Origin of the sequence: Chromobacterium vaccinii (assembly GCF_001855275.1) — a bacterium.
GTDB classification, from domain to species: Bacteria; Pseudomonadota; Gammaproteobacteria; order Burkholderiales; family Chromobacteriaceae; genus Chromobacterium; species Chromobacterium vaccinii.
The window spans coordinates 1599912-1614132 of record NZ_CP017707.1 but is presented as its reverse complement, the minus strand read 5'-3'; the positions used below and the strand labels follow the sequence as shown (position 1 = coordinate 1614132).

At 66.0% G+C, this 14221-nt stretch carries 9 protein-coding genes and 1 tRNA gene; 2 read left to right on the top strand and 8 right to left on the bottom strand.

The window, feature by feature from the left end:
* Positions 1-8 precede the first annotated feature (8 nt).
* The 5 genes from BKX93_RS07355 to BKX93_RS07335 all read right to left on the bottom strand — a co-directional run bounded on the left by BKX93_RS07355 (position 9) and on the right by BKX93_RS07335 (position 7305).
* Complete coding sequence (locus tag BKX93_RS07355) at positions 9-2159, bottom strand: AsmA family protein (protein ID WP_046155708.1); 2151 nt, start codon at positions 2157-2159, stop codon at positions 9-11.
* Positions 2160-2214: 55 nt separating this feature from the next.
* Positions 2215-2288: transfer RNA gene (locus BKX93_RS07350), tRNA-Gly, on the bottom strand.
* A 207-nt stretch (positions 2289-2495) separates the two neighbouring features.
* Entirely contained in the window at positions 2496-3395 is a 900-nt protein-coding gene (locus BKX93_RS07345) for an amino acid ABC transporter substrate-binding protein (protein ID WP_235429386.1), read from the bottom strand.
* Between the two features lie 69 nt (positions 3396-3464).
* Positions 3465-5312: a methyl-accepting chemotaxis protein gene (locus BKX93_RS07340; RefSeq protein ID WP_070979382.1), complete on the bottom strand. Its 1848-nt coding sequence runs from the start codon at positions 5310-5312 to the stop codon at positions 3465-3467.
* A gap of 7 nt (positions 5313-5319) precedes the next feature.
* The gene (locus BKX93_RS07335) at positions 5320-7305 is read right to left on the bottom strand and encodes a methyl-accepting chemotaxis protein (protein WP_046155710.1); all 1986 of its coding nucleotides are present in this window, start codon (positions 7303-7305) and stop codon (positions 5320-5322) included.
* 496 nt (positions 7306-7801) lie between these two features.
* Between BKX93_RS07335 and BKX93_RS07330 the strand changes: the two genes are divergently transcribed.
* The gene (locus tag BKX93_RS07330; protein ID WP_070979380.1) at positions 7802-8374 is read left to right on the top strand and encodes a hypothetical protein; all 573 of its coding nucleotides are present in this window, start codon (positions 7802-7804) and stop codon (positions 8372-8374) included.
* A 21-nt stretch (positions 8375-8395) separates the two neighbouring features.
* Here the strand turns inward: BKX93_RS07330 and sgrR are convergent, their stop codons facing one another.
* Positions 8396-10081 carry an HTH-type transcriptional regulator SgrR gene (gene sgrR, locus BKX93_RS07325; protein ID WP_046155712.1) on the bottom strand — a complete coding sequence of 562 codons (1686 nt, stop codon included), beginning with the start codon at positions 10079-10081 and terminating at the stop codon, positions 8396-8398.
* A gap of 86 nt (positions 10082-10167) precedes the next feature.
* On the opposite strand from sgrR, the gene BKX93_RS07320 reads away from it, so the two are divergent.
* Positions 10168-10386, top strand: coding sequence for a hypothetical protein (locus tag BKX93_RS07320; RefSeq protein WP_145929288.1), 219 nt, complete (start codon positions 10168-10170; stop codon positions 10384-10386).
* On the opposite strand, the gene BKX93_RS07315 is transcribed toward BKX93_RS07320, so the two are convergent.
* Together BKX93_RS07315 and BKX93_RS07310 are read right to left on the bottom strand one after the other, a co-directional pair.
* Positions 10374-12752: a glycosyl hydrolase family 18 protein gene (locus BKX93_RS07315; RefSeq protein WP_070979377.1), complete on the bottom strand. Its 2379-nt coding sequence runs from the start codon at positions 12750-12752 to the stop codon at positions 10374-10376. The two genes, BKX93_RS07320 and BKX93_RS07315, sit on opposite strands and share 13 nt — an antisense overlap.
* A 382-nt stretch (positions 12753-13134) precedes the next feature.
* Entirely contained in the window at positions 13135-14205 is a 1071-nt protein-coding gene (locus BKX93_RS07310; RefSeq protein WP_070979375.1) for a YjbE family putative metal transport protein, read from the bottom strand.
* Positions 14206-14221: the final 16 nt, after the last annotated feature.

The window sequence follows — 14221 nt, the reverse complement described above, 5'->3', positions numbered from 1 at the left end:
CCTGGGGCTCAGGGCAGGATGGTGGTGATCTGCTTCTGCAACTGCTGTTTCAGCGCTTGCTGCTTTTCGCCCTCGGTCTTCTTGCCCTTGACTAGCGCGTTGAAGTCCAGCGCGTACACCGGCGAGTTGAGCGGGCCGGTGATCTTCAGCGGCACGTTGACGCCTTTCAGCCGGACGAACTCCTGCGGATTGGCCTGCACGTCCATCGTATAGTCGACGATGCTCTGCTTCAGGTCCACCTTGCCGCCGCCGTTGACGTTGACCAGCTGCGAGGCCAGCTTCAGGTCCTGGCTGCGCGCTACGCCGCTGTCCAGCTTGAAGCTGGTGGACAGGGTGGAGAAGGTCGTCTTCTGGTCGTTTTGCGCGGCGGCGTTCCACTCTTTGAGCTCGGCCGGCAGGTTTTTCAGCGCGGCCACCAGGTCGATGCCGGTCAGCGCGCCGTTGTTCAGACTGAAGGAAGCGTCGCCGTTGAGCGTGTTGCGCAGCTCGGCGAAGGACTTGCCGTCGGCGTTGATGTCGATCTTGCCGTTGCCCTTGCCGTCCAGGCGGTTGAAGTTGAACAGGTCCGCCAGCAGCGGGCGGATCTTCATGCCCTGCAGCGTTTGCTTCACTTGCAGATGCGGCACGTCGCGCCGGCTCAGCGAAGCGTCGCCCTGCAGGCGGCCGTCGTAGATGTCGGCGGACATCTGGTCCAGCTCCAGCGCGCGCGGATTGATGCGCACATTGCTGGTGATGTGGTTGATGCGGAAGCGGCCCATCGCCAGCTCGCCTATCGCCACCTTGCCGTTCAGGTCGAAGAAGTCCAGCCAGTCCAGCGGGATTTCATTGGTGTTCTGGAAAATGGCCACCGGATCGCCCTGGGTTTCGGGCAGGTAGCGGTTCAGGTCCAGCTTGCCGATGGACAGCATCGCTTCGTGGCGCGGCTTGATCAGGCCGTACTGGCTCAGCGTGGCCGACACGTCGGAGCCGTCCAGCTTGCCGGCGACGCGCAGATTGAAGCGCGGCTCGTCGATGTCGCCGTCCAGCGCGCCTTCCATGCTGGCCACCAGGCGGCCGCGCGGCAGCGCCGGCGTGGTGATGGTGCTGGTCAGCTTCAGCGGCTGCATCAGCAGCTGGTTCATGCCGGCCAGCGACAGCGGCGCGTTCAGCTTGACGTTGACCTTGCTGGAGCCGGCCAGCCAGTTGAACTCGCCGTCCAGCTTGTCGGCGTAGAGGCCGCTCTCGCTCAGCTTCAGATTGTCCAGCGCCGCCTGCAGCTGGTACTGGCTGCGGGCGTAGCTGAGCTTGGCGCTGAGCGTGCCGGACGGCATGGTCAGCTCGCGCAGGCTGGCGTTGATCTGCGGCAGGGTCAGCTTGACCTCGCTGCTGGGACGCTCGCTGGTGAAGCTGACGGTGACGTCGCTGCCGGTGGCTTGCAGCGACGCGAAGTTGAGCTTGTACTGGCCGGCGACGGTCAATTTGGTTTCGCCCAGGCCCGGAATGGTGCTGATCGCCACCGCTTCCAGCTCGGGCAGGCTGACCTGGTCGTCCTGTATCGCCAGCGGGGTGGTCAGCGCCAGGCGCACCGGACGCTTGTCGTCGTCCAGGATGGCGCCGAAGCTGACGTCGGCGGTGCCGCGCAGGTTGTCGGCGTCCAGGCTGATGCTGGCCAGTCGCTTGTCGGTGTGGGTGAGCTGGTCGGACAGCAACAGCGTGCCTTCGCGCATGGTCAGCCGGTCCAGCTTGAGGATGTAGCTGTCCTGGCGGCGGCGCTGGAACAGGTCTGCGATGTTCAGTTGCCCGTCCAGGCCGCGGCTGACGCCGGCGCTGGGGCCGTACAGATCCAGCGCTTTGACTTCGCGGTTGCCCAGCAGCAGCGGCAGCCAGGCCAGCGACACGCGCAGCATTTCCACGCGCGCGAAGGCGTCGGGCTTGCCGGGCTCGCTGATGCTGAGTTTTTCTATTTCAATGCCGGGGTAGGGGAAAACCTGGGGCGTGATGCGGCCGTCGATGCGGACGCTGCGCCCGGTGTCTTGCAGGGCATGGGTCAGACTGCCGCGCACGGCAGCTTCGTCAAATTGCCAGTAGATCAGCGCTCGGATCAATACCAGCAGCAGGACCACGGCCAGGGTGCCGTAGGTCGCGATTCTTAGCCACAGCCGGCCGGAGTTCAATTTCATCGGGATCGCTCGGAGAGGCCATGCATGGAGTTGTCTGGGAGGTGCGGGAAGCCTGTGGAGCGGGTGAAGGGAATCGAACCCTCGTCGTAAGCTTGGGAAGCTTCTGCTCTACCATTGAGCTACACCCGCGCGCTTCTAGAGCCGACGAATTTAGCGGGTTTCGCCAGGATTGGCAAGATTTTGCGGCGCAGCAAAATCACCATTCGGGTTCGATTTCGCCAAGGCGGCGCGCTTTGTTTTCCTAAGTGATTGATGCGAAAGGGTTCGCGTGGGGTCGGGGCGGCTCCGCGCGGGAGGGGAGTCAAAGCGGCCGCGGCCGGGCCGCGACCCTCGTTGTCAGCGGCCTGGCCGGTACCACAGCCTGGCGTCGTCCAGGGGGGTGTCTTTCGGCAGCATCGGATTTTCCAGCTGGATCAGCGTCCGGTTGTCCAGCTCGGCGCGCCGTATCGCCGCGCCGTAATGCTGCAGGAAAAATCTGTCGTAGGAGCCGTCCTTCAGCATCCGGCGCATGCCTTCCTCCACGCGCTTCGCCAGTTCGGCTCCGCGTTCTCGGTTGAAGAAAAAGTAATACGGCCACGGGTAGTAGAGCAGCAGGGTCTTGTCCACGGCCAGGCCGGGGTAGCTTGGCGAACGGCTGTCGAATTCGGAAAAGATCTCGCCGATGCCGCGCGGAAACAGGTCGAAGCGCTTCTTGTCCAGCATGGAGAACAGCAGTTCGTAGCCGGCTTCGGTCACCTTGATGCCGTTGTAGCGGTAGAGCGGGATGTCTCCCCAGCCCAGCCCCTGGCCGACGCGCAGCCGGCGCAGGCCTGCCAGGTCGCGCACGCCGGCTACGGCAGCCTGGCGGTCGGCCGGGATCAGCGCGATCCGATAGCCGAGCAAGCCCTTGTCCAGCGGGATGCGCACGGCCAGCATCTGCCGCTCGCGCTCTTCGGTGGTGGAGCTCCAGACCACGTCGAGATTGCCCTGCTGCAACTCCTGCAGGTAGCGGGACTCGTTCATGATCCGGGAGGAGGGCTGGAGCGCGGCGGGGCCGTATTTGGCGTTGGAGTGTTCGATGGCTTCGCGCAGCAAGTCGAGGTAGGGTTGGAAGCGGGTCTCGGATCCCTGTGGAAAGGCCGGATAGCGGATGAGCGCAGGCTCTCCCGCCGCCATCGTCGTCGTCGTCCATGCCGCGCATAGCAAGGCAGCCAGCCGCCGGCGGCTCGGGGCGGCGGGGCGCGTTCGGCGTTTCATCGAGTGGTCGGTCGGGGGCGGCTTCATCGCGGTGAGGGGGCTGGCATATCGTTAGATGCCGTTCGGGGTTCAGTTCCGTGTCGGCTGCTGGAAATACTCCATTTGCCGGCGCAGGCTGTCGGCGCGCTGTGCCGTCTCGTGCGCGGCAGCCGACAGCTCTTCGCTGGTGGCGGCGTTGTCCTGGGACAGATGGCTCAGGCCTTGCATCACCGAGGTGATGTTGCCGACCTGGCGGGCCTGGGCTGACGCGTCCCGGGAGATGCCTTCCACCAACTCCCGGGTTTCGCGGCTGGAGGCGACGATGGCGTCCAGGCTGGCGCCGGCGCTTTCCGCCAGTTGCACGCTGCGGGCGGCCACCTGGCCGATTTCCTTGGCGGCATCCTGGCTGCGTATCGCCAGCTTGCGCACTTCGTCGGCCACCACGGCGAAGCCTTTGCCCACCTCGCCGGCGCGCGCGGCCTCGATGGCGGCGTTGAGCGCCAGCAGATTGGTCTGGTAGGCGATGTCGTCGATGATGTCGGTGCGCTGGGCGATGCGGCGCATCGCCTGTATCGCCTCGCCGACCACGCGGTTGCCGGCGTCGGCCTGGTTGGCGGCTTCGTTGGCGATCTCGCCGGTATGGCTGGCCTGGTCGGCCATGTCGAACATCTGGCGGCTGATGTCGTTCACCGTCTCGCAGGTCTGCTCGATGCTGGCCGAGGTGCCGCAGGCGCTGGCGGACAGGCTTTGCGAGGCGGTGTTCAGCTGCAGCGAGGCGTTGGCCACCGCGTCGGCGTCGGTCTGCACTTGCAAAATCACGGCGGACAGCTTCTCGCCCATCTTGCGGATGTGGGCGGCGAGACTGCGGGTATCGTGTTTGGCCAGCGGCAGGGTGAAGGCCAGCCTGCCGTCGGCCAGTTCGCGCATGCCCTGCGCGACGTCGTCCGGTTCCGCGCCCAGCGTGCGGATGACGTCGCGGGCCAGCAGGATGGACGCGCCTATCGGCAGCAGCAAGGCCAGCAAGCCGGCCAACGCCAGCCAGCCCTGGCGGCGGGCGTGTTCGGCCTGATCGGACGCGCGCTGGCGGATGTCGTCCAGCAGTCGCCGCTGCAAGCCATACAAGGCGTCGAGCCGCGCGCTGGCGGCCTGGAACCAGGCGGCAGGGGAAAGCCGCTGCTCCACCGCGCCGGGCTCGCGCTCCAGCAGCGCGTCGCGCATGGCTTCGAAGTCGCGGGTGGATTGCAAGGCCTGGGCCAGGGTGGAGGGATTGCCGCCATGCTGCAGATACAGCTGTTCGCACAAGGCCTCCTGCGATACCACCCCGCTGACCCGGCGGACGTCGGCCACCGTCATCCGGCCCGAGGACAGCACGCCGTTGACCAGGCCCCGGGTCCGGCCGGTGTATTCGCTTTGGCACTGCAGCGCCGACCATTGCTGCACGCTGGCCCGGATGTCCTCGCTTTGCGCGTCGAACAGCGCGACCACGCCCGACAGCTGCTCTATCATCGCCGAATAAGCGGCGAACATCTCCAGCGGCGCGATGCGGTGGATATTGACGCTCGAGCGCAGGCGCTCAAGCCGGTCCGCGGCGGGCACGCTATCGTCGATGAAGGCGCGCAGCCGGGGCTTCAGGCCATCGCCCGGCTGCCGGCGCAACCTGTCCAGCAACGCGGAGGCTTCCGCGCGGCGCTGGCGCAGCGCGTCCGGCATCGGCGCGGAGGCGTTAAGATAACCGTTGCTGAGGCCGCGCTCGCTTTGCAGCGCGTGTATCAACTCCCCGATCAGCGCCGCGTTGTCGGCCAGCTTCACGTCCTGTTGCAACTGGTCCGCGGCATGCCGCCGATCCATGGTGTAGGCGGCGCCGCCCGCCAGCAGCAGCATGGCCAGCGGCGCGGTGAGCAGCACCAGCCGATGGACTAATTTCAAACGATAGGGCATGGCTGAGTCATTCCGCGAGATGCTTGAAGCGGTCCACTAGCCGGACCAGTTCTCCGGCGGAGGCGTTCAGCCGGTCTGACAGCTTGGCCACTTCCTGCACCAGCGAGGCGTTGTCCTCGGCCAGCGAGGCGATCACGCTGATATTGGTGGCCACCTCGTTGCTGGCCGAGGTCTGTTCGGCCATCGCGGTGGCGGTGTCCTGGCTCTTGTTGGCGGCGTGGCCGGCTTCGGCATGTATTTGCTCCAGGTCGTCGACGGTGCGGCTGACCAGCTGCAGTCCGGACTCCATCCTGTCCTGCGCCTCCTGCATGTGATGGGCGGCGGTCTGCGTTTCGCCGCGGATGTCTTCGATCAGCGCGGTGATGTCCAGGGTTTCCTTGCCGGTGCGCTCGGCCAGTTTCCTCACCTCGTCCGCCACTACCGCGAAGCCGCGGCCCATCTCGCCGGCGCGCGCCGCCTCGATGGCGGCGTTCAACGCCAGCAGATTGGTCTGGTCCGCGATCTCGCGGATGGCGGTGATGATGGAGCGGATGTCTTCGGACTTTCGCTGCAGCGATTCGATGCGGTTGCCGGCGTCGCCGAGCACCGACGAGGTCTGGTGCATGGCCGAGGTGGTGTCGCCCATGCGTTCGCGGCCGTCGTGGACGCTGCGCTGCATCTGCTGGGCCAGGGTCAGCGATTGCTGGGTGTTGTTGGTGACCGACTCGATGCCGGCGGACATCTGCTCGACGGCGGCGGCGATTTCGGTCGCCGACTGGCTTTGCGTCTCCGAGGCCTTGGCCGCCCGCTCCGCGATGTCCAGCATGCTGTTGGCGGCGTCCACCAGGGTATGGGCGTTGCGGTTGACTTCGTTCAGCGTGTGCGCGAAAGCGTCCACCAGGTGGTCGAATGCCTGCCCCATGCGGGCGATTTCGTCATGGCCGCGGATCGTCGCCCGCGGGCGCAGGTCGAAATCCTGGCTCATCGACGTCATCAGCACTTCCAGCCGCTGCACCGGCATGTGGATGCCGCGGTAGATGGCGAAACCCAGGCCGCCCAGCAGCAGGATGACCAGCGCGGACCCGCCCAGCGTCAGCGCCAGGTCCGAGCGCGCCTGCGCCACCTTGACGGCCACCATCTGCGCCATCTGCCGCAGCAGCTGGTCTTGTCCGCCCTTCAGCGCGTCGATGCGCCTGGTGGTGGCCTGGAACCACGCGGCCGGCGCCACGCCCACCGGCTGGCCCAGGGGCTGGCTCATCACTTTGGCGCGCAGCGCCTGCACGGCGCGGGTTTCGTCGCCGCCGTCCAGCGCCTCCTTCTGGCTGCGGAGGGCATCGTCGGCGATCAGCTTGAACTGGCTGGCGCAGGCGTCTTGCTTGGCGATCAGGCTGGCGGCCTGCGCGTGGCTTTGCTGGTTGAGCACGCCGGTCTGCAGCAGGCCGTTGACATAGCCGCGCTCCCGTCCCGCGAACTCCTTCTCGCATTGCAGATTGAGCAGGGCCATGGTGCTGCGCAGCAGGTCGCCGTCATTGTTGGCTTGCGCCAGCCGGGCGATCAGTCCGATCAAGCCGTCGATGTCCTTGGAATAGGCCGCGAAGGCGTCCGGGGCGGCGATGCCGCGCTTTTCGACATCCGCGCGCAACTGTGCCAAGCCTTGCAGTTGGCTGTTCAGCGCGCCCAGCGTCTCTTTCAGCCGGCTGTCGCCCAGCTCGCCGCTGGCGGAGGCGAAGCCGGCCAGCGACTTGTCGCCGTTGGCGCGAGCCGCCTGCAATGGCGGAGGCAGCGCGGCGGCCTGCCCGCTGAGGAAGCCGTTGCTGAGGCCGCGCTCGGTCTGGAGGTCGTGTATCAGCTGGCTGGAGTCGCCGGCGATGGCGATCAGCCGGTCCGAACGCTGCAACTCGTTCAGGGTTTGCAGGCGGTCCAGCGACAGGATGCCGGCGAGGCCTACCAAGGCCAGGGAAAAAGGCAGCAGCAGCAATAGCAGCTTGCTGGCGATCGATAGCCTGGACAGCATGCGCTTCTCCCTTTTGGGGATGGTGGGATCCGAATGCCTTGAATGTGGGCATCGGATTTCACTATAGGCAAAGTCGCCGAGGAGGCTTGCGGGAGATGGGGATCGGATGAGGCCGTTTGCCGCGAAGCCGGCGGGGGGCCGAGGCGCGCGCGCCGTTTCGGCTTCAATATGTTGCTATCGGTTGGCCTTGTCGCTCGCCCCCTGGCTTTGGCGGGGGTGTGTCCGGCAAAGCCGGGCGACGCATGCAGGGCGGCTGATTTGTAAATTCTTGGTGACATAAACTTGCCCCAGGAATATGCTAAAAGGTTTCTTGATGGTTTTTGGCATGGCGAACGTCCTGGGGAGGCCGTTTGCGTGAAGGCGAATGACGGGAAGAGGCGGTCGCCTGTTTCCGGGGAACATAAAGAGGGTGGGCCGGGCGGGGTATATGGGGCCGGTGGCGCGTTGCGAACGACGCGGACCGGCGGCGCATGTATTCGGTTTGGGTGGTGGGCAAATGCACAAGATATTACAAATACTGTCGTGGCTGCCATTGGCGGCCTGTCTGGGCATGCCGGCGTTCGCCGCGGAGGCGGTGAGACCGTATCAGGGGCCGCTCAAGTGCGCGGCGTCGGAAATGGAGGACATGTGGCTGGACCAGCGTCTGGGCTGCCTGAAGTCCGGCAGCCGGTTCATAGTCAACGCCGCTGGAGCCGAGGGCGCGGTGCAGGACATGGCCTACGTGGTCAACGAAGCCATCTATGACAAGGATTTCTACCTGATCAACAACCGCAAGGTTCGTTATTTCCAGTCCTTCTTGTGCGTGCGCAACCATCCTAAGGGCGTGCGCTCGCTGTTTCTGTCCGGCGATCTGGCCAATGCGCTGGAGCTGAACAACCTGGGCCGCAAGCCGGCCGGCATCGGGCCGACTTCGGTGAACATCTCGGGGGGCGACAGGGCGGGCGGCGTCGCGACCACCTGCGATCCGGCCAAGCATCCGCTGATCGTCGATTACAGCAGCGGCAAGGTGGAGTCGGTCAATCCGCTGGCCCTGCAGACGCTGCACGTGTACGAGCTGCCGTACAACTGAGCCGGCCGTCTTTTGCGCGGCCTAGACTTCTCCGGGGCGCAGCCAGACCGATTTGAAGTCGAACCAGCCCATGCTGTTGAGGCGGAAGTCTTCGATCTGGCCCGGCCCCTTCAAGCGCAGCCAATTGTGGAACAGCGGCAGCATCCAGTGCCGCCTCACGGTCTGGGCGGCCAGGCTGTGCGCCTGCTCCTCGCCGCGGCGCCAGCCGCGCAGCCATTGTTCCAGCGGCAGCGCCGGTTCCAGGCAATGGCGCAGCAGCGGCGTGCCCAGCAGCCAGGCCGGCACCGCGTAGTCTATGTCGCAGCTGAAGTTGACCGTGCCCAGCCATAGATCGGCTTTTTCCCGGCCGAACTCCCAATCCTGATAACTGCATGTCCGGCACTGGACGGCGATGCCGTGCGGCGCCAGGCATTCGGCGATGGCGGCGGCGATCTGCCGGTATTCGGGGTGCTGCTCGTAATAGGCCAGCCGCAGCGCCGGGAGGCGCGGCGCCGGCGAGGGCGTCTCCGGCCGGCTGTGGTGCCAGCGCGGCAGCAGGCCGGCCGCGGCCACCCAGAACTGGCGGGCGGCGGGCGGGGTTTGCTGCATGATGGCCAGCGGCGTCAGCGCCTGGGCCAGCCATCGCCGGACGGCGTCGTCCCGCATCAGGGGCGAGCGGCCGTCGCACAGCAGGAAATAGACGCCGGTTTCCAGCGACATTTCGGTTTGCTCCTGCGCCGGCCGCGGATTGATTTCCACGGTCAGATCGCAGATGCCCTGAACGTCCAGCTCCAGTTGGTCTCCCAGCTTGGGCACCATCCAGATGTCCACCTGGTCCAGCAGCGCGCGGTGGCCGAAGTAGTCGTCGAAGGCTTGCAGCGACAGCCGGTGAGCATCGTTGATCGCCACCCGGTAAGGTCCGGTGCCGACGGGATGCGAGGCGAAGCCGGGGCGGGCGCCGTGGTCGGCCGGCAGTGCCAGCGCGGCAGGGTCGGCCAAGAGCCGGGGCAGCCGTAGGTCGGGCTCGGACAACTGGATGGCGATGCTGCGCGGCGATAGCCGGCGCATGCCCGTTAGATGGGAAAACAGGGGCTGGGTGCGCAAGCGTTCCAGGGTGGCGGCGATGTCGTCCAGGCTCAGCTCGCGGCCATCGTGCCAGCGTACCCGCGGCCGCAGGTGGAAATGCCACTCCCGCTCCGAATGCTGTTCCCAGTGATGGGCGAGATCGCCTTCTATTTCCCCTTTTTCCTCGTTTAGCCGGGTCAGTCCGTTGAAGATCTGGGACACCAGATGACGCTCGGAGCGCCTGAGCGGCGTGCCGGGCATCAGATTCGGCATGGGCCGGTAATAAGGCACGCCCAGCACCTGGCGGTCCTGGCTCCAGCGGTGGCCCAGGCGGGACAGCAGCAGCGGCGCCAGTTGCCTGGGATCGTCGTCCAGCAGCGCCACCGCCTGCTCCACCTTACCCTGTTCCAGCAGCGCTTCGGCTTGCCGCCGCTGCAGCTCTCCTACGCTGCGCAGGAAACGCAGGCCGGAACGGCTGCCGCGCCCGGAGCGGGCATCCCATTCCAGCCAGCCCAGCCCCTGCATCTGGACCAACAAACTGCGCATGTGGCGGCGGGTGCAGCACAGCAGGTCGGCCAGCTGCTGCAGGGAGGCCTCGCCATCCTGGCCGGCGAAGCCCTGGCGCAGGCGGCTGTATTGTTGCAACAGGCGGTTATGGCTCATAAAGGGGAAATTTGTAGGAAAAAGTCAGCAATTTTTTGTTCATGTTATCAGCGCGACAATGCGGCATCCAGTACGAGGAGTCCAAAATGGAGCCCAAATCATTGTCGCGTTTTTTACATGATTATCTGAGCGGACAGCGCCCGTTGTTCGGCATTGATCCTCAAGAGGCCTTGAGCCGCCTGAATGAGGTGATGCAATGGGACGACGAAAAAAAAGACGGCCGGGATGAGCCGGCCGCAAGCGGAGGAACAAGGGATTGGGTCGGGTCCGCGCGGACGCGGACCCAGGGCGATCAGCGCAGATAAGGCAGGTAGGGCGCTTCGTCGCGGATGGCGTAGGTTTTGCCGTTCAGGCCCACCGTGTAGTGGCTGGGGCCCGAGATCGGCAGGTAATACACCACGTCCAGCGTCACGCTTTGCCCGGCGCCCAGGCTCTGCCAGCTGGGCAGCTTCACCGACACGCGGTTGAAGTCGCCCTTCAGGCCGCCGACGTTGCTGCCGCTGTGGCCGGCGCTGATCACCTTGAGCCCGAAGCCGGACTGGTCGGCGATATTGGCCGGCGCCGAGGTCGGCACGTCGAACTGGAACTCGGTGCCGCCGGGCAGCGTGGTTTGCGAGCGGTTGACGATGGTCAGCTTGGGGTTGATCGGATAGTTCTGATCGCCCAGCTTGAAGCCGCCCAGGCTGAAGCCCACGTCTATCGCCGCGGTCGGCGCCGGCGCGGCGTCGGCGCGGCGGGCGCTGACCTTGGGCGGCTGGCTGAAGGTGTTGTACAGCAGCGAGGTCAGCGTGGTGCCGATGAAGTACTCGCCCTGGCCGTTGTTGCGCTGGGCTTTCCAGTCATAGTCGCCGGCCAGTTCCCAGAACATCACGCCGCCGACGTTGTTGGCGTCTATCCAGGCGGCCTTCTGCGCGATCGACTGCTCGTCCTCGGTGGACAGGAACACCTTCTTGCCGGCGTTCCACAGCCACGGCGCGGCCAGCGCGCTGTTGTAGCTGCGCTGGTAGCTGCCGGAGAGCTGGTTGATCGGCAGCGTGGTGTCGATGCCGTAGGAGGCGAGGTAGCTGCCGGCCAGGCCTTTCTCCAGGTTCTTGGCGTGCCACATCGGGTTGGAGCCGCCCGGGATCTCCTTGCCGCTGTCGTCCAGGTCGTGCCAGATGTTGTCGATGCCCACCGCGCCGTCGCCGCATTCGGTCAGGCCGGTCGGGCAGTTGCTGTCCACCGAGCTGCCCCACAGGCCGTTGCTGCCGCCGGTGACGTTTTTCCAGCCGCGGGTGTAGTAGGGCACGCCCATATTGACGCGCGAGGCCGGCAGGCCGCCGCGGTAGTAGTGGTAGGCCCAGTCGGTGTTCAGGTAGCCGATATTGCCGTACTGCGGCGTGCTGTACACGTTCCAGAACGCCAGTTCGGCATCCTTGCCGTCATCGTACAGCGCGGCGTTGGGGCCGACGAAGCGGTTCCACGCGCCGTGCAGGTCATACGACATCACGTTGACGAAGTCCAGATACTTCAAGCCCTGGAAGGTCTCCATGCCGCGCAGCAGGTAGCCGGAAGCCGGCACCGCGGCGGTGATCTGGTAGTAGCGGCCGTCCTGGGCGGCGGCGCGGTCCAGCCGGTCGCGCAGCGTCTGCAGCAGCGCCACGTAGCCCTTGGTCAGCGAGCCCAGGCGGGCGTTGGAGAAGCTCCAGTCCAGCGGATTGCCGGCGTTGTTCATCGAGGTCGGGTATTCGAAATCGATGTCGACGCCGTCGAAGCCGTACTTGCGCAGGAAGGCGACCGCGGAGTCGGAGAAGGCGTTGATGCCGGCCTGGTTGACGGTGCCGTCGGCGTTGACGGTCATGCTGTAGAAGCCGCCGCTGGCCACGCGCTTGCCGCTGGCGTCGAAGTAGCCGCCGGTTTCGGCCCAGCCGCCCACCGAAATCAGCGTCTTCACGCCAGGATACTTGCGCTTGTACTGGGTCAGCAGGTTGAAGTGGCCCTTGTACGGCAGGCTGGCGTCCATCTCGGCGCCGGCCACGCCCGGCCAGGTCATGTCGGTGGCCGGGTTGCCCGGCGCGGCGTCATTGACCGACAGCTTGTTGTCGCCGTCGACATGGGCGAAGGCGTAGTTGATGTGGGTGAGCTTGTTCCAGGGGATGTCGCTGGCCAGATAGGCCGGGCTGCCGTCCTTGCCGGTGCGCCAGCTGGTGAAGTAGCCGATGATGCGGCGGCGGCTGCCGTTGGCCAGCTGTTCCGAGCCGCCTTGCTTGTAAACCGCGCAGTAGGGAACGTCCACGCCCTGGGTCTGCGCCAGCGCCTCGGGCCGGCACAGCGCGTTGCCGGTGGGAGCGGGCACCTGCACCAGCGGCGGATCGACCGGCGGCGGATTGCCGCCGCCGCACTGGCCGATCAGCTGCCAGGGGCTGGCGTCGCCGGCTGACGGCGTATTGCCCTGGGTCCACCACTTGGCTTGCCAGGTCTGGTTCTGGTAGCTGACGCGCTGGCCGCCGGTGTAGACGGTCGTGGCGTTCCAGGCAGGGTCGGCGCAACTGCTGTCTGCGGTCTTGAGCAGATAGGAGGAATGCGCCGCGGGGAACGGGGCGCCGGATGGCACGGTGCCGGCCACCAGCGCGACGCCGCCTATGGCGCCGGCCGCCAGGCCGCTTTTCACAAGCATCAGGGTCTTGCTCACTCGGTATCTCCCTATTGTGATTGGGTGCGAAACAAGCGCTTTGAGTTGTATTGAAGTGGTATTGCAAATTGGAATGTAGCGACTAGGATGAAAAATGACCCTGTACTTTTTTACAGGTCGATCTTGTAATTAATAACTTTCAGATTGAATTGGCTTTATTAATCAATCTCGGTTATTAGAGGAAAAGCACTAAATGACATTGTCTTTGAGTGGGATGGGTAAAGGCCTGTGGGGCGAGATTCTGCAAGCCTTGAGGTTCTGGCTGGGGATGGGGAGAGAGGGAGGCCGGGCGTGTTGGCGCCGGCCTTGGTTTCAAGGCCGGCTGGTCATCAGGTCAGTGGGTCTGTCCTGAAAGTGTTGCATACCAGATACATACCAGATGTCAGGGATGGGGCGATGGCGCGCGATGGTGAGGCGCGGGCAGCAGGCCCTGGCTGAGCAGATGCCAGGCCAGCCACAGCAGCACCAGCGCGCCTAGCACTGCGGCGAGGCCGACCAGCAGCTTGAGCGCGGGACTGAGGCGGGCGTCGTTCCGCTCGCCGCTTGGCGGCGGCTCGGCCGGGACCGGCATCGAGGGCGGAAGCGTTTCCGCAGTGATGGCGGTCACGGCCGGTGTGGAGTCAGGATGGGCTACCTGCGTCTCGGCGGGCGTCTGGGCCGAGATGGTTGCGGGGAGGCCGGCAAGGGTTCCGGCATCGCCCAGGCTGGCCAGCTTGCGGGCCAGGGGAGCGAACAGCGGCAGGGGAGGCGGCGCGGCGGGCAGTTTGGCCCGCTGTTCGCGGACGATGCGGCTTTGCAGCAGCACGAAGCCGGCGCCCATAAGCGGCGCCACGACCAGCAGCGCCGGCGCCTGGCTGGCCACCCAGTCGCCCCACAGCGCGTCGCTGGCGGCCAGACCGCCGGCCAGCCAGCCGAGCACGGCGGCGCCGGCCGGGATCAGCAGCGGGTAGTCGTCCATCAGCTTGGAGAGCAGCAGGCTGCCGTACATCAGCAAGGGCACGCTGAGCACCAGGCCCAGCAACAGAAATAGCACGTTGCCCTGGGCCGCGGCGGCCAGCGCCACCACATTGTCCAGGCTCAGCGCCAGGTCGGCCCCCACCACCAGCATCACCGCGTTCCATAACTGCTGGCTGTGGCCGGCTTGTTCCGCCAGGGCCTCGCCGCCGTCTTCGTCTCCGCCCAGCAGCAGCTGGATGGCGATGGCCAGCAGGATGACGGCGCCGATCAGCTTCAGCATCGGCACCCGCAGCAGCGCGCCGGTGGCGGCCGCCAGCAGCAGGCGCAGGACGATGGCGAAGCCGGTGCCCCACAGCACGGCGCGGCGGCGCAGCGCCTCGGGCAGCGAGCGGCAGGCCAACGCGATCACCAGCGCGTTGTCGCCGCTGAGGATCAGGTCCAGGAAGGAGACCTGGAAGGTCATGCTCAGCGAGTGGGTGAGGCTGTCGGGTTCCATACCGTATTCCTTGAGG